We start from the raw sequence: 15,182 nt of genomic DNA on the forward strand, positions 1-15,182 counted from the left end.
GGGACGGGCAGTTTTCGAGCGTCGGTAACTCGCGCTACCTGACCGCCTTCTCCGCCTCCGTCGCGATCCTGCCGATCGGCTTCGGCCAGTTCGCCGCTATATAAAGAGCGACGGCGTGGGCGGCCACGGCCTGGCGCAGCGCAGCCGGATCGATCTTGTCGAGGGTGTCGTTGGCGGTGTGGTGGATGTCGAAATAGTTCGTGCCATCGAGCTGCATGGACAATAGCGGCACGCCCGCGCGGTGCAGCGGGCCGATGTCGGCACCGCCGTGGGTTTCGTTCTTGCCGAGCGCAACGCCCTGCGGCTTGAGCCACTGCGCAATGCGCTGCACCATCGGCCAGCTCTCGCCGGGCACGCTCGAATTCACCTCGTACACGGGCCCTGCGCCGAAGTCGGCTTCCATGGCGAGCGCGTGACGGGCGAGGCTGTCGGCGGATTTGTCGGCGTAGGTGTTGGCGCCGGAGAGCCCGAATTCCTCGTTCGCAAAGAGCACCACGCGGATGCCCCGGCGCGGCCGCACGGGCAGGTCGGCGATCAGTTTGGCCGCCGCCACCGCAATCGCCACGCCCGCGCCGTCATCGATGGCGCCGCTGCCGAGATCCCAGGAATCGAGATGCGCGCCGATCAGAACGAACTCGTCGCTGTCGCGGCCTTTGACATCCGCAATGACATTCGCCGAGCGTGACTGCGGCAGATCGCGCGCGGTCAGCATGAGCTTCATGCGCACGCCCTGGCCGCGGGCGAGCCGCCGCTCGAGCAGATCGGCGTCGGGATTGGAAATCGCCGCCGCGGGAATGCGCGGCTGTGTGATCGTGTATTGCAGTGCGCCGGTATGCGCGAGGCGGTTGTTGTCGGTGCCGACCGAGCGAATCACCAGCGCCGAGGCGCCGGCGGCCGCGGCCGCACTCGGGCCGGCGGCGCGATTGCGAACCGCGCGTCCGTAGCCCTGGCCATTGCGCGTGCGTTCGGTGCGCTCACCGATGTAGGCGATCTTGCCGGCGAGCGAGCCCGGGGGCTGGGCAGCGAGCTGCTCGAGGTTGCCGACATCGACGACCTCGGCGACAACACCTTCATCGGGCGTGCCGATGCTGCCGCCCAGTGCGACGACGGCCAAGGGTCGATCGGGCGATCCGAGCAAGGTCGCGCTCGCCGTGCCGCGGCTCCAGTGCGGCACGATCACTTCCATGGTGGACACGGCGTCGAACGGCAGGCGACGCAACTGCGCTTCGGCCCACGCCACGGCCGCGGCATCGCCGGGGCTGCCCGCGAGGCGCGGCCCTACCTCGGTCGTGAGCGAGCTCACGAGGTCGTAGGCCAGATCGGAATTCAACGCGGCTTTGGCGAGCGCCGCCGCCGTGCCGGCCTCATCGGGGCGGGTAGCGGCCGTGCTGACGGCAGATAGCGACAGCAGCGCCAGGAAAGGGGCGCAGATCTTGCGCAAAACGTGGTTCATCGGTGGTCCAGTGGGTTGGTAACGCAGATTCCCGCATATTGTAGCGGTCGCATATAATTGTAGGGCCCATGTCGAAGGATATTGAGCTTGCGATCCTGTTTGCAGATGTGGTGGGTTCGACGCGCCTGTTCGAATCCCTCGGGGATCAGCGTGCCCGCAACATGATCTCGACCTGCATCGACATCATGCGTACCGCCACCGAGCAGCATGCCGGCACGGTCATCAAGACCATGGGCGATGAGGTCATGTCGACCTTCCCCACGGCGGACGATGCCCTGAATGCCGCCTCGCAGATGCAGCAGCAGATCGAGAGCCACTCCATGCTCAAGGTGGACGGCCATGCGGTGGCCATCCGCATCGGCGCGCACTACGGGCCGGTGGTGCTCGAGAGCCGCGATGTGTTCGGCGCCACGGTGCACACGGCCAACCGCATGACGAGCCAGGCCAAGGCCGGGCAGATCATGACCACCGCCGAGATGGTCGATCAGCTCTCACCCGACTGGCGCGCGGCAGTGCGCCAGATCGATGTCGCCACCTTGCGCGGGCAGGGCAACGAGGTGTCGTTGTACGAGGTGTTGTGGCAGACCGAAGACGTGACCAACATGCTGCCCTCCATTGCGATGAGCCCGCGAAACACCAATGTCATCGGGCGATTGCGCTTGAAGTTCCAGGGCGCAGAGATCGTGCTCGATGAACGCCGTCCGAGCGTGGTCATCGGCCGGGCCGAAGAGAATGACCTCGTTGTCAAGGGCAACCTCATCTCGCGGTTGCATGCGCGCATCGAGCTGAGCCGCAGCAAGTTCGTGCTGGTCGATCAATCGACCAACGGCACCTTCGTGCAGATGAAGGGCGGAGAAGAGTCTTTCGTGCGCCGCGACAGCATGCAGATCCGGGGCGAGGGCATGATCGGGCTCGGCAAGGTGCCGGAGATGGACTCGCCGCTGACGATTCGGTTTAGTTGCGAGTAGGGAAATTCGGCCGCTAGCCCGGTTGCTAGCGTCGACAGAGCATACCTACGTGGTCTTTAACTTTGTCTGATTGCTAACGCACGCCTGACAAAGTCGCTGAAGGTTCGGCGTCACTGGTGCGTATCGAGCGATCCTCCTAGTCGCGTAGCCATCTGGCTACAAGCTTAGTTTGTTGCGCCGCAATATGACCCCGGTATTGCCGTACACCCCTCAAAAAGTACAAATCTTGAGAATCGATTCGATAGCCAGTCCCAATGCACTCGCGACTGCGCACTAATGCTCATCCTTTGGGAGGGGGCATTTGATGCCACCTGTTTTTCGGCAGGGCGCGACTTGGACTTAGTGAAAACAATTATTTACATAAGATATTCGCCGTGCTTTGCATGTAGTATCTGCGCAACAAAAGGCTTCTAATGGATCGGCTCTACTTGTGGAGCCGCGGCATATTTCGCCTTAACTAGTACTCCAGGGAGTGGGCCGATACCCATTAACGTAATCCGGGGGTTTTCCTAGACGCATCAAGGACTTGCCATAATGCGGAAAACGTGACTAAATTCACAAATGGCGTACAGAAAGATTGACCGGTAGGCATGGCCACTGCGGACACATTGGCGCGGCAATCTTCTGCTCGCCAAGACTTACTAGCTACGGCGGAGAGCATCCTCGATCCGCTTGTTGATTTTCTAATGCGCGGTGGTCTCGGTGCAAATGCGGTCAAACAAGCTCTTATTAAGTGCTATGTACGTTCTGCATCGCAATTGCTGTCAGATAAAGGTATGAGCCCGACGACGTCTCGAGTGGCATTGCTCAGTGAGCTGACTCGTGCTGAAGTCGCTTCTGCATTTGAGAGTCGCGAATTTGAAGATCATGCGGATCCAATGTTGGTGCACGATTTGGCGACGATTTTGAATGTTTGGCATACCGACGACCAGTTTTGCATTCCTTTTGGAGCGATGCCGCGCGAACTAGATATCGTTGGTAGGCCGGGTAGGCCGTGCTTTGCCGATCTTGTACGCGTCGCTTCGCCGAAACGCTCGTCATCCGAGATGCTGCAGAGATTGGTAGCGTCAGGTGTCGTTCAGATTATTGAGGAGAAGACGGTGCGCGCACTATCGCGCGCGTTCAAGCCGCGAGAGTACGATTCAGCCGCGGTTGCATATATCGGCCAGCAAGTCAGCGGACTGCTGAGGACGTTCCGGCGGAATTCAAATGCGTCAGTTCTTAAGGTGTCGAAATTCACAGAGAAAAGCGTGAAGACAGACCATCCCATAGAAGTACGGCGTGAGCCAGAGGTTTCAGGTTTTGTTAGTGAACGTGCTATGGAGTTGCTACGAAGTGTCGATGATTGGTTTGTTAAGCATGCAGATGCTGACTGCAGCGTCACGAGCTCCACGGCACATTACACCGTCAGTGTATTTCTGTCGCGTTCCGAAGACGGTTCACTTCAGTCGGTGCAAGGCACTTGACGGTAGGAAGTAAGCTTGGATTGAAGGGATGTATGGATCGAAGGGAAAGGGGAATTGCTATCATGGCTTTTAAGACTATCGTTGCGTCAGCTGTAGTCGGGTTGCTTGTCACGCCGTTTGCATTTGCTGACGGCGCCGATCAAGTTGATCTGAATGTTGTGTCTGAGGTTGGCGCTGTAACTGCAAGCCCATTGGCAGGCTTCGTCGAGACAGGCGTTGCAGGCTTCGTTGAGACAGGCGTTGCAGGCTTCGTCGAGACAGGCGTTGCAGGCTTCGTCGAGACAGGCGTTGCAGGCTTCGTAGAGACAGGCGTTGCAGGCTTCGTCGAGACAGGCGTTGCAGGCTTCGTCGAGACAGGCGTTGCAGGCTTCGTCGAGACAGGCGTTGCAGGCTTCGTCGAGACAGGCGTTGCAGGCTTCGTCGAGACAGGCGTTAACTAGACAACACGGCCGCAACAAGCCGGCCAATTGCCTGTTGGCGACTGATCTACCGGCGCGGTCGTAAAGCGATCGCGCTGGCGGATTTTCTTTTTCCAGAAGAAATCGACTTTCGATGCTGGCGCACAAATTCGTTTGCATTACGCAACGACACAGCGTTGCTGTTATTGGGTTTTTAAATCATCAAACTGATTCAGATGTCCTAACTACGACTCGATCTGACGGACGTGCCGCTTACGCGGCGACTTGGTTCTCCGCAGCTGTCCGATTTGCCCGATCCAGCTGTTTCTCGTCCGACTGCTTCTTGCTATCGAGGAAGGTCCGTATCGGCGTCTTGCCGAAGCAATACTTGCCCGAGTGCGTGCGCTCGACATTGTAGCTCTCAACCCAGGCATCCACGTCGACCTGCAGCTGCTCGATCGTGCGGTACAGTTTGCGCCGGAACGCGCTCGCGTAGAACTCGTTCTTCATCGTCACGTGGAAGCGCTCGCAGATCCCGTTGGTCTGCGGGCTCTTCACCTTCGTGCGCGAGTGTTCGATGTTCTCGAGGTCCAGGTACAGCACGTAGTCGTGCGTCTCGCGATTGCCGCAGAACTCGCTCCCGCGGTTGGTCAGGATACGCAGCAGCGGCACCCCATGTTCCTCGAAGAACGGCAGCACGCGATCGTTCAGCATGTCCTCGGCCGTGATCGCATGCTTGCGATCGTAGAGCTTCACCATCGCCACCTTGCTGTACGTATCGATGGAGGTCTGCTGTTAAATCCGCCAAACGCCTTTCAGCGTGCCCACGTAATAGGTGTCCTGCGCGCCGAGATAGTCAGGGTGCTCAGTCTCGATTTCCCCGTGCGCGGTCTTCTCTTCTCGCGCCTTCTCCAGCGCTCACACCTGGTCCTCGGTGAGGATCAAACCATCCTGCGCCACCTTCGCCGACAACGCCTTCAGGCGCTTGTCGAACTTCTCGAGGTCGTTGCGCAGCCAAATCGTCCGAACCCCCGCAGGCGACACGAAGTGCCCTCGCTTGCGTAGCTCGTTGGACACACGTACTTGGCCAAAAGCCGGTTGTTCGAGGGCAAAAGCCACCACTGCGGCTTCGATCGCCGGGTCGACTCGATTGCGCAGATTCGGTTTCTTCCGCGACAGCTTGACCAGCGCGGCTTCGCCGCCAGAGTCATGCAGCTCCTTGAAGCGATAGAAACTATCGCGGCTGAAGCCCATCACCTTGCAGGCCTCGGACACGCTGCCTAGCGTCTGCGCCAGCTTCAGCAATCCCACCTTGTTCCGAATGATCTTCTGTTCGTTCGTCATCTGACTTCCCTTTCGCATTCTCATGCGACATGACGATGTCAGATCAAGTCGTAGCTAGTGCAGGTGAGAACTTGTATGACAGCGGACGACTAGCCGTTTGCTGCCTGCGCCGATTCGCCCGTCACCACCCTGAATGCCTGATAGGCCTCCCGAAACTCCACCAACGCCTCGCACTGCGCACTGTGTCTTGCGAGGGCCGGCCAATCGCTCAACTTGAGCACCTCGGGCAACGCTTCGCTGACAAATCGCAACGCGCAACCCATCGCGATATCACCATGGCCGAGGCGACTGCCGAGCAACCAAGGGGCCGAGGAGCGCTCGCGCCAGCGCGTGAGTTCTTCGAGAGCACCTTTGATCTGCGCGCGGCATCGCTCCTGCCACAGGGCGGTATCCCGTTGGTGGATGACGGACTCGTACACCAGGCTCACGGCCTTGTCGGCAAGACCGGTCGACAGGGCGCAGACCTTGAGCGCTGCGCGGCGGGCCACACCGGTGCGCGCCATCAGCGCGCGCTCGGCGGGGACCAGCTCATCGAGCCAGTCGATGATGGCTGCGCTTTCGATGATGACGGCGCCGTCTTCCAACACCAGCGCGGGCACCCGGGTGAGCGGGTTGTATTGGCGGATCCGCTCGGCATCGCCAAATACCGACCAGGGCAGATGATCGAACGCCAGTCCGTAGTGCTTGAGGGCAACCGCCACGCGGCGCACGAAGGGGCTGTCGTACTGGCCTATCAGCTGCATCATGGCCCAAGCATACGCTAATCCACGCGGGTCGTATCACGGCGCAGCGCCACGCTGCGCGCGTCCGCCGCAACGATCGTGCCATGCACGCCGCTCATCCGCACCAGGGGCAGCCACTCACGGTCCACGATGGCGATGGCGTCGTCGGCGCGCCGCCAGGCATCGCGAAACGCCGCGAGCGAGCACCGCGCGCGGCTGAGACCCCGTTGCGCGAGCCCGAACGCCAGCTCGCCATCGTATTCGAACACGCGCTGGTTGCGATCGAGGTAGTAATTGACGCCATGCCGGTACTGGCCCACCGTGAATACCTGGGTGCGCGCATCGACAAAATCCCCGACGGCAACGGCGAATGGCTTGCTGCCGGGCGACTGCGGCAAGCCGTTGTAGGCGATGAGCAGCGCCTGGTAACAGACCATGGCCACGCCGCCAATCGCGAGCCAATGCAGGGCGGCGGCTGTCGTTTGCGGTGCGCGTGCGATCCACACGAGTCCAAGGCCGGCGATCAGCGCGGCGAGCGCGAGCGCTGTTCGCAGGGGCGCATCGAGCTCGCCCTGGCTATGCCAGCCGTAGAACGCCAGGCCGGCGGCGAGCGCCAACACCACCGCCAGCGTGACGGCGCCCACCCGGCGCCAGCTTGTTTGCACCTGTTCGAGATCGCCCGCCAGCAACAGGGCGAGCGGCGGCATGATGGGCAGCACATAGGGCGGGAGCTTTGAGTGCGAGATCGAGAAAAAAACCAGCACCGTAACGCACCAGATCCACAGCAGCCGCTCGACATGCAAGCCCTGCGCCGGCGCGGGCGCCCTCAGGGCGCGACGCAGCGCGCCGGGCAGACGTGGCAGCCACGGCAGCAAGGCGAAGCTCGTGATCGCCAGGAAATACCACCAGGCGCCGGTGCGATGATGCACATTGGTGGTGAATCGCGCGTAGTGCTCGTGCACGAAGAAGAACCAGGCGAAATCGGGATTGGCGCGCTGCACGGCGATGAACCACGGCAACGTCACGATCAGAAGCAGCGCCAGGCCGGGCAGGGCATGAAGCCGTTTTAGTACCGACAGATCGCGCTGCATGAGGCAATAACCCGACAAGGTCAGGGCCAAGAGGAGCGGAGCCACGAGGCCCTTGCTCAGTACCGCGAGCGCCAGGGTCAGCCAGCCTGCCAGCATCCAGTGTCGCTCGGCGCGACTGCCGGGCGGTGCGCCTTGGCCGAGCACGAGTGCGAACAGGGTCGCTACACAAAAGAACGTAAATCCTTGATCGAGGAGCGTGATTTGACCCACGACGAGATACAGCGGATTGATCGCGAGGAGCGCCACCGCCACCTGCGCCCGCTCGCGCGGCCAGCCGATGCGCCGCGCAAAGCCATAGAGCAGGGGCAGGCAGGCAAACCCGAGCGCGCATCCCCACAGTCGGGCCGTCCACTCATGCACGCCAAACACCTTATATAGAGCGGCGGTCGCCCAGTACTGCAGCGGTGGTTTCTCGAAGTATTTGAGACCGTTCAGGTGCGGCGTGACCCAGTCACCGCTCTCGATCATCTCCTGGGGAATTCGCGCATAGCGCGCTTCGTCGGGATCGAGGAGCGGCCGCCACGCCATGGTGGCGCACCACAACACAAGGAGCGCGAGCCACCAGCCATGGCGGCGCAGCCGCTGCGCGAAGAATTCGCGGCTCATGATGGCCGCTGACCCGGCTCAGGGTGCGGGCGGCGCGAGCAGTGCGTAACGACGGCCGTGAGGAATTTCATAGCGCTGTGCGATGCGTGCGACGCGCGCCGAGACCAGCGTGTTGGCGAGCCCATCGTCCGGCTGCCCGAGCGCGATGTCGGCTTCGCCCAGCAGGCGCGTGACTTCGCCCTGCGCCCGGCCCGGGAGCTTGACCAGCAACAGGGCCTGTGGTCCGCGGTCGGCGAACCACCGCTCGGCCTGGGCGAGCGCCGCATCGGCCGGCCCCTCGAGCAGCTGCGAAGGCGTGGCCTGATTGAAATCGAGCATCGCGATGGTCGTCTCGTCCGGCTGCAACAGCGCGAAGGGATGACCTTTGACATCCTGATCGATGCGCTTTGCCAATTGTGGCAGGTCGTACCAGGGGTTGAGCCTTTCGATCAGCAGGTTGCCGCCGACGACGAGCGTCACACCGTACACGGCAAACAACAACGCGAGGCTGCGCCCGAGCTGCGCCTGATCGAGCGACTGTTGCGCGCGATAAAGCCAATACAATCCGCCCGCCAGCACCGCAACCGACGCCGAGAGCAGCGCGCCGTACTCTTCGTCGGCCATGGCATCGGCCGCACCGAGGAGCAACAACAGGATACTGAACAGGCAAACGATGAAACCCACGATGTACAGCGTGCCGCGGGCCGGCCACAGCGATGACGACGGCATCGCGCGCTGGTCGCGATACCACAACGCGATCAGCACCGCCGCGCCGACAAAGGCGGGTGCCGCGTAGATGTCGCGGGCCGTGGCCGCGAACGACAACAGTATCAACCATGGCAAGGTCACCGCCACTGCGAAGCGCCAGGCGCTGCGCCGCTCATTCGCCTCGCGTGTTTGCGTGAAGGCGCGACGGAGCGAGGCTAGCAAGAGCAAGGTCCACGGCAAGGCGTAGATGCCGAGTTCGATGAAGTACTTGCCGAAGTGGTTGCGATGGCCCTGGGTGTACTGCAGTCCCGCGGGCGCATCGACCGCCATGAAGCGACCGACGGTGTTGTACCAAAGGAAGGCGCGCAAGGAATCCGCGCCTTGAGCGCTCGCGGCAAGTGCCCAGACCCACGGTCCGATGATCGCCGCTTGCAGCGCGAGCCCGGCATAGAGCTCGTAGCGCAGCAGCTCGCGCCAGCGCCGCTCCCAGGCCAGATAACAAACGAGCGCGAGCGCAGGTACCAGCCATCCGGGCGCACTCTTGGCCATGAAGCCCACGGCCGACCCGAGGTGCATCAGGCTGTACCAGCCGAGTTTGGCGCGGCCCGCAGGCGCATTCACGCCGCGCCAGGCGCCGAGCAGGGCGACGCTGACGCCGGCGAGCAAGGCCGCATCGGGCGCAAGCCAGATCAGCGTGCGATAGACCAGAAACGACGAACCGAAAGCGAGCGCCGCGACGAGCGCCGCGCGCTTGCCCGCCATCGAGCAGGCGAGCCAGCCGACCGCCAGCGTCGAGATGAGCGCATAGAGAAAATTCGGCAAGCGTGTCGTGAACGCCGAGGTGCCCAGTGCCTGTATCGACAGCGCCGACAGCCAGTAGCTGAGCGGCGGTTTTTCGAGGAATGCGCGCTGCGCGAGCTGCGGTACGGCCCGGTCCGCCTGCTGGCTCATCTGCCAGGCGATGTCTGCCTCGCGCGGCTCGTCGGGCGTCCAGAAGTTGCGCCCGGCAATGCCGCCGGCCCACAGGGGCAGCAGGATGAGCAGCACGAGCAGCGGCCAGCCGCGCAGGCTTGGGGATGGTGCGTTTTGCATTATGCTGACGTCTTGGACGGTCATGGCGCGCAAATCCGTCGCCGCGTCGGCCAGCGGCGACGAATAATCGCGTGCCGGGCCGTCCAATCGAGTTGACCATGAGCGCTTACCCGGATGACAAGGCACTGGCGAGGCGGCTCGCGAACGGCGAGCGCAGGGCATTCGAGCAGTTCTTCGCCGATTTGTTCCCGCGCCTCTACCGGTTCGTATTGCTGCGCGTCGAGCACGACAACGAAACGGCGCAGGATATCTGCCAGCAGGTGCTCGAACGCACCGTCAGGCGCATCGACAGCTACCGCGGCGAAGCCTCGCTCTTTACCTGGGTGTGCCAGATCGCGCGCAACGAACTCGCCGATCACTGGGAACGGACCTCGCGCGAACGCCAGCGCAGCAGCTCCTACGACCAGGATGAAGTGCTGCGCCACGCCCTCGAGTCGCTCGAAGTCGATCCCTTGCGCGCACCCGAGAAGGTCAAGGAACAAAGCGAGCTGCGGTTGCTCATCCAGACCGTGCTCGATCATCTGCCGGCCAACTACGGCAATGCACTGGAGTGGAAATATGTCGAAGGGCTCGATGCGCGCGAGATTGGCAGTCGGCTCAACTTGAGCGACAGCGCCGCGCACTCGTTGCTGGCACGCGCGCGGCGCGCGTTCCGGGTCGAGTTCGAGGCCCTGGCACAGGAGATCAAATGAGCGAGGCGGATACACGAGTGGACGACACCGATCCCGATGCCCTGCGGCAGCTCCTCGAGCGCGCGGGCCGTCGCCCCGAGCCGCCGGTCGAGATTCGCGACGCGGTCTACCTCTCGACGCTGGTCGCCTGGCAGGACAGCACGCGACGGCGGCGCAATGTGCGCCTGACGGCCTGGGCGCTTGCGGCATCCGTCGTTGGGGTTGCCATCGTGCTCGCGCTGATGTGGCGCGCGCCGGGTGGCGAGTTGGGTGCCGTGGTGGCGACGAGCGACGGGCCGGCCGGCATCAGCCTGCGCATTGGCGAGACCCTCGACTTGTCCAGTCAGTCCGGCCGCGTGCTCGAACTCACGAGCGGGCAGCAATTGCGCCTCGCCAGCGGCTCGCGCCTGCGTTTCGTTGCGAGTGATCGGGCGCGACTTGAAGCCGGGCGTGTGTATTTCGCCTCGCAGGACGGGCCGGACCGGCCATTGCGTCTCGATACGCCCCTCGGCACGGTGAGCGATGTGGGCACGCGATACAGCGTCGAACTCTCGCCGCGCGATTTGCGGGTGCGCGTGCGTGATGGCCGCGTGCGTGTCAATACGAGCGCGCAGATCACTGAAGCCGACTCAGGTGTCGAGCTGCGTTTCGATGCCACTGGTCAGGAGGTGGGTCGACGTCCGGTCGCGCGACATGGCGATGACTGGCGCTGGGTCGATGCGCTCGCGCCTCCCATGGCGCTCGATGGCCGGCCGCTCCTCGATGTACTCGAACAGATCGCCTATGAAAGCGGCCGGCAGCTGAGTTTTGCCGACACCACGCTGCGCGGCGAGTGCGAGCGTATCGAGCTGCACGGTCCGGTGCTCGACCTGTCGCTCGGCGATCGGCTGTTCGCGGTGCTGGTGACGACCGGTTTCGAAGCGGTCGAGAATGGCGATATGATATTGATCCGGCGCCGGACCATGGCGCCTCCCTGAACCCGGCGCCATCCGAGTGGTTGGCCGGGTCTTCATGCCGACGCCATGCCCAGACTCGCCGCGACACTCATTGCGCTACTTCTCGCCTCAGGCGCGCACGCGGCGTCGCCCATCGCCATCGAGGCCGGCACCCGCATCGCCACCGCACTCGATGCCTTGCGGGAGCGCGGCCTGCGGCTGGTGTACAGCGATGCGCTCGTTCCGGCGCGACTCGAAGTGCTGCGCGCGGTCAGTGGCAGCGATGCCGAAAGGGTGGCGAGCGAGCTCCTTGGGCCCCACGGCCTCACGCTGCGCCGTCTGTCGGGCGGTGTCGTCGCGGTCGTCATGGACCGGGGCGGGCCGCGCTGGTCGGTCACCGGTCGCGTGGCCGCTGCCGATGGCGCGCGACCGGTTGCGCAGGCGCGCGTCGAGTTGTTGGCCGATGGTCAGGTAGCCTGGACGAACGCCAATGGCGAGTTCCGCCTTGCCGTGCGCGGCCGGCGCGATCCAACGCTGCGCGTTGCGGCCAGCGGGTTCGCACCGCGCACCATCGCGCTGCATTTCGATGAGGCCGTACGCGATGATGTCACGCTGACGCTGCGCGCCGACCGGGTCGCGCTCGAGCAGGTCACCGTGCTCGCAAGTCGCTATCAATATGAGAGTCCGACGCTGGCGGGTCCGTTCGCACTCGATCGCCAGGACATCATCGCGCAACCGAAGCTGGCGGAAGATGCCCTGCAGGCCATGTTGCGCTTGCCGGGCATCGCCTACTCGGGTGTCTCGGCACGACCCAACGTTCGCGGCGGCGAAGCGTCCGAAATGCTGGTCACGCTCGATGACATGCCGATCCGCGAGCCCTATCATCTGGCGGCCTACAACAGCGCATTCAGCGCGCTCGATGAATCACTGATCGGCGAGCTGGATGCATTCACCGGTCAGTTGCCCGCGCGCTATGGCAATCGCTTGAGCGGCATAGTCGCGCTGCGTAGCGCCGCCGCCGATGATCCCGCCCCGAGTGCGGTGGGCCTCAGTACGTTCAATGCGCGTCTGCGCCATGGCCGGGCAGCGACGGACGAGGGTGGTCCCGAGTGGCTCGCGGCGGCGCGCTTCGGCACGCTGCGCAGCTGGATCGGACAGTACACGCGCGATCTCGGCGAACCCTCGTACAGCGATGTGTTCGCGCGGATGAGCCGGTCACGCGAAGGCACGACACTGCGGGCCGAACTGCTTGCGCAAACCTCGAACCTCGAATTCTTCGACGCCACGACCTTCGAGCAGGCGGAGCTCTCGAGCGAGGCGACGTATGCCTGGGTTTCGGCCGAGCGCGAACCGAGCGAGCGCTTGCGACTGTCCGCGTTGCTGGGGTTTTCGCGGATCGCGAGCCGGCGCGGGGGGCTTGCGGCCGGCGGACTCACGGTCGCGGGCAGTGCGGCGGATAGCCGCTCGAGTCATCTGTGGGACCTCAACCTGCGTGCGCAATGGCAGGCGTCGAGCCGGCACTTCATCGACGCCGGCCTCGCTGCGACCCTGGGCGAGGGCAGCTACGATTACACGGGCCAGGTCGAACTCGAGCCGATTGCGGTGCAGCTGTTCGGCGGTGCCGAAACACGGCAGGCGCGCGTGCTGGCGGATCTCGATCGCAACATCTATGGCGCGTGGGTCAGCGATCGCTGGCAATTGGGCGCGCGCTGGTTCCTCGAGGCGGGCCTGCGCGCCGATCATTATGGCGGCGACGCCGATACGGCGAGCACGGTGGTCGGTCCGCGACTGTCGCTGCGCTTCGATGTCGCGGCGCACACTGTGCTGCGCGCCGGCTGGGGCCGTGCCTTTCAGGCCGAGGAAATCCACGAGCTGCGTGTTCAGGATGGCGTGACACGATTCGGTCCACCGCAACGCGTCGATCAGTGGGTGCTCTCGGGCGAGCGCACGCTCGCGCCGGGCATCGCGCTTCGCCTGGAGCTGTTCCAGCGCGATCTGCCCAATCCACGCGCGCGATTCGAGAATCTACTCGATCCCCTGCGCGTGCTGCCCGAGCTCACGGCCGACCGACAGCTCGTCGCGCCCGATTCTGCGCGCTCGCGCGGCGCGGAAGTATCGCTGCAGGTACAACGCGGTGCGTGGTCGGTGTGGTCGGCCTACAGCTGGCTCGATGCCGTCGATCGCATCGCGGGCGAGAGCGTGCCGCGCAATTGGGACCAACGGCATACTGCAAGTACATCGCTTGCGTGGCAACGGGGGCCGTGGTCGTTGTCGATGCTCGCCTCATATAACAGTGGCCGGCCCACCACGGCGTTACTCGACGACCGGCTGGCGAGTCCGCTGCTCGGGCCGCGCAATGGCGCACGGCTCGCGCATTACGCGACGCTCGATGTGCGCGCGGCTCGCGAATTCCCGGTCGCGTTGGGTCGCCTCGTGGTCTATGGCCAGGTCACCAACGCCCTGAATCGTCCCAACCGCTGCTGCACCGAACTCGATCTGCCCGATGAAGGCTCGGATCCGCTGCGACTTGAGCAGGAGTCCGTGAAGTCCTACCCGATCCTGCCGGCCTTCGGTATTTCCTGGGAATTCTGACCGCGTGGGGCGGCGCTTTGTGCTCGGATTGGCGCGGGCGTAAACTTTCCCGCCTGCCAGTTCGACGGGTCAAGGGGGCCGCATGTTGAAGAAAATCATTCTATCCGTGGTGGGTATCGTGGTGCTGCTTGCAGTCATCGGCATGCTGCTGCCGCGGCAGGTGCACCTCGAGCGCAGCATCGACATCGATCGGCCCGCGAGCCTGGTATATGCGACGGTCAATTCCTTCCAGCGCTTCGCCGAGTGGTCGCCCTGGGCCGACCTCGATCCGAACATGACGCAGTCCATCGAGGGGCCGCGCACCGGGGTGGGCGCCAAGCTCAGCTGGAGTGGCAACGACAAGGTCGGCACCGGCACGCAGGTCATTACCGCCTCGGAGGCGAATGTCTCGGTCGACAACGATCTCGACTTCGGCGACATGGGCAAGGCGAAGGCCGGCTTTCGCCTCACGCCGGCGGAGGGCGGCACCCATGTGGTGTGGAGCATGGATGCCGATATGGGCGCAGGGCCTGTCGGCCGCTATTTCGGCTTGTTCATGGACAAGGCTGTGGGCGCCGACTACGAAAAAGGCCTGGCACGCCTGAAGACGCTCATCGAGAAGTTGCCGGCAGTCGACATCGCAGGCATGGTTGTCGATGAAGTCGAACTGCCTGCACACGCGATCGCCTACGTCAGCAAGACAACGGCTACCGACAACGCGGCCATCAGCAAGGGCTATGCCGACGCCTATGCGGCGGTCGGCACATTCATCGCCAAGAACCAGCTCACGGCGACCGGCGCGCCGGTCGGCATTGATGGAGCGATGAGCGAAACGAGCTACAGCTTTGATGCGGGCATTCCCATCGATCGCGCCGATGTCGAAGGCGCGGGCGATGTGCAGATCAAGGACAGCTACGCCGGCAAAGCCTTGAAGTTCGTTCACGTCGGACCCTACGAGACGCTGGAGGACAGCTACCGGAAGATGGATGCCTACATCGCCGCGCAGGGCTATGAGAAAAACGGCGCGACCATGGCGGTCTACGTCGATGACCCGACCAAGGTGCCTGCCGAAGAGATGCGCACCGAGTTGTACTGGCCGGTCAAATAGTCGCGCGCATGCGCCGATACAAAGAGCAGTTGTGTCGTTGCGGGGCGCTCGTTCGCGACTGAGCAACGCG

General features: G+C 63.7%; 11 protein-coding genes and 1 pseudogene. 7 read left to right on the forward strand and 5 right to left on the reverse strand.

Going from position 1 to position 15,182, the window contains the following annotated elements; all coding sequences use genetic code 11:
- Positions 1-34 precede the first annotated feature (34 nt).
- Complete coding sequence (locus R3E77_06725; protein ID MEZ5499107.1) at positions 35-1,453, reverse strand: M20/M25/M40 family metallo-hydrolase; 1,419 nt, start codon at positions 1,451-1,453, stop codon at positions 35-37.
- A gap of 68 nt (positions 1,454-1,521) precedes the next feature.
- Between R3E77_06725 and R3E77_06730 the strand changes: the two genes are divergently transcribed.
- The 3 genes from R3E77_06730 (at position 1,522) to R3E77_06740 (ending at position 4,327) form a co-directional block, all read left to right on the forward strand.
- Positions 1,522-2,421, forward strand: a complete 900-nt coding sequence (locus R3E77_06730) for an adenylate/guanylate cyclase domain-containing protein (protein MEZ5499108.1) — start codon at positions 1,522-1,524, stop codon at positions 2,419-2,421.
- 590 nt (positions 2,422-3,011) lie between these two features.
- Positions 3,012-3,887, forward strand: coding sequence for a DUF6502 family protein (locus R3E77_06735; protein ID MEZ5499109.1), 876 nt, complete (start codon positions 3,012-3,014; stop codon positions 3,885-3,887).
- 62 nt (positions 3,888-3,949) lie between these two features.
- Positions 3,950-4,327, forward strand: a complete 378-nt coding sequence (locus R3E77_06740; GenBank protein MEZ5499110.1) for a hypothetical protein — start codon at positions 3,950-3,952, stop codon at positions 4,325-4,327.
- Between the two features lie 231 nt (positions 4,328-4,558).
- Here R3E77_06740 and R3E77_06745 read toward each other — a convergent pair.
- The 4 genes and pseudogenes from R3E77_06745 to R3E77_06760 form a co-directional block, all read right to left on the reverse strand.
- Positions 4,559-5,629: pseudogene (locus R3E77_06745) on the reverse strand (IS481 family transposase).
- An 89-nt stretch (positions 5,630-5,718) separates the two neighbouring features.
- Complete coding sequence (locus tag R3E77_06750) at positions 5,719-6,375, reverse strand: glutathione S-transferase family protein (GenBank protein MEZ5499111.1); 657 nt, start codon at positions 6,373-6,375, stop codon at positions 5,719-5,721.
- Positions 6,376-6,389: 14 nt separating this feature from the next.
- Positions 6,390-8,048, reverse strand: a complete 1,659-nt coding sequence (locus R3E77_06755) for a phospholipid carrier-dependent glycosyltransferase (GenBank protein MEZ5499112.1) — start codon at positions 8,046-8,048, stop codon at positions 6,390-6,392.
- Between the two features lie 18 nt (positions 8,049-8,066).
- Positions 8,067-9,851, reverse strand: coding sequence for a glycosyltransferase family 39 protein (locus tag R3E77_06760; GenBank protein MEZ5499113.1), 1,785 nt, complete (start codon positions 9,849-9,851; stop codon positions 8,067-8,069).
- Between the two features lie 74 nt (positions 9,852-9,925).
- Here R3E77_06760 and R3E77_06765 point away from each other — a divergent pair, with 74 nt between their 5' ends.
- From R3E77_06765 to R3E77_06780, 4 genes are all read left to right on the forward strand, one after another.
- The gene (locus R3E77_06765; GenBank protein MEZ5499114.1) at positions 9,926-10,519 is read left to right on the forward strand and encodes an RNA polymerase sigma factor; all 594 of its coding nucleotides are present in this window, start codon (positions 9,926-9,928) and stop codon (positions 10,517-10,519) included.
- The gene (locus R3E77_06770; protein ID MEZ5499115.1) at positions 10,516-11,475 is read left to right on the forward strand and encodes a FecR family protein; all 960 of its coding nucleotides are present in this window, start codon (positions 10,516-10,518) and stop codon (positions 11,473-11,475) included. Before R3E77_06765 ends, R3E77_06770 begins: the two co-directional genes overlap by 4 nt.
- Before the next feature lie 45 nt (positions 11,476-11,520).
- The gene (locus R3E77_06775; GenBank protein MEZ5499116.1) at positions 11,521-14,025 is read left to right on the forward strand and encodes a TonB-dependent receptor; all 2,505 of its coding nucleotides are present in this window, start codon (positions 11,521-11,523) and stop codon (positions 14,023-14,025) included.
- 82 nt (positions 14,026-14,107) lie between these two features.
- Positions 14,108-15,112, forward strand: coding sequence for an SRPBCC family protein (locus tag R3E77_06780; protein ID MEZ5499117.1), 1,005 nt, complete (start codon positions 14,108-14,110; stop codon positions 15,110-15,112).
- Positions 15,113-15,182: the final 70 nt, after the last annotated feature.

The sequence above is a fragment of the Steroidobacteraceae bacterium genome (genome assembly GCA_041395505.1).
GTDB lineage: Bacteria > Pseudomonadota > Gammaproteobacteria > Steroidobacterales > Steroidobacteraceae > JAWLAG01.

Bases quoted from the DNA above. Each gene is read 5' to 3' on its own strand.
- R3E77_06740 (MEZ5499110.1), top strand. From the start codon at position 3,950: ATGGCTTTTAAGACTATCGTTGCGTCAGCTGTAGTCGGGTTGCTTGTC.
- R3E77_06730 (MEZ5499108.1), top strand. From the start codon at position 1,522: ATGTCGAAGGATATTGAGCTTGCGATCCTGTTTGCAGATGTGGTGGGT.
- R3E77_06735 (MEZ5499109.1), top strand. From the start codon at position 3,012: ATGGCCACTGCGGACACATTGGCGCGGCAATCTTCTGCTCGCCAAGAC.
- R3E77_06780 (MEZ5499117.1), top strand. From the start codon at position 14,108: ATGTTGAAGAAAATCATTCTATCCGTGGTGGGTATCGTGGTGCTGCTT.
- R3E77_06760 (MEZ5499113.1), bottom strand. From the start codon at position 9,851: ATGACCGTCCAAGACGTCAGCATAATGCAAAACGCACCATCCCCAAGC.
- R3E77_06750 (MEZ5499111.1), bottom strand. From the start codon at position 6,375: ATGATGCAGCTGATAGGCCAGTACGACAGCCCCTTCGTGCGCCGCGTG.
- R3E77_06770 (MEZ5499115.1), top strand. From the start codon at position 10,516: ATGAGCGAGGCGGATACACGAGTGGACGACACCGATCCCGATGCCCTG.
- R3E77_06755 (MEZ5499112.1), bottom strand. From the start codon at position 8,048: ATGAGCCGCGAATTCTTCGCGCAGCGGCTGCGCCGCCATGGCTGGTGG.
- R3E77_06775 (MEZ5499116.1), top strand. From the start codon at position 11,521: ATGCCCAGACTCGCCGCGACACTCATTGCGCTACTTCTCGCCTCAGGC.
- R3E77_06725 (MEZ5499107.1), bottom strand. From the start codon at position 1,453: ATGAACCACGTTTTGCGCAAGATCTGCGCCCCTTTCCTGGCGCTGCTG.
- R3E77_06765 (MEZ5499114.1), top strand. From the start codon at position 9,926: ATGAGCGCTTACCCGGATGACAAGGCACTGGCGAGGCGGCTCGCGAAC.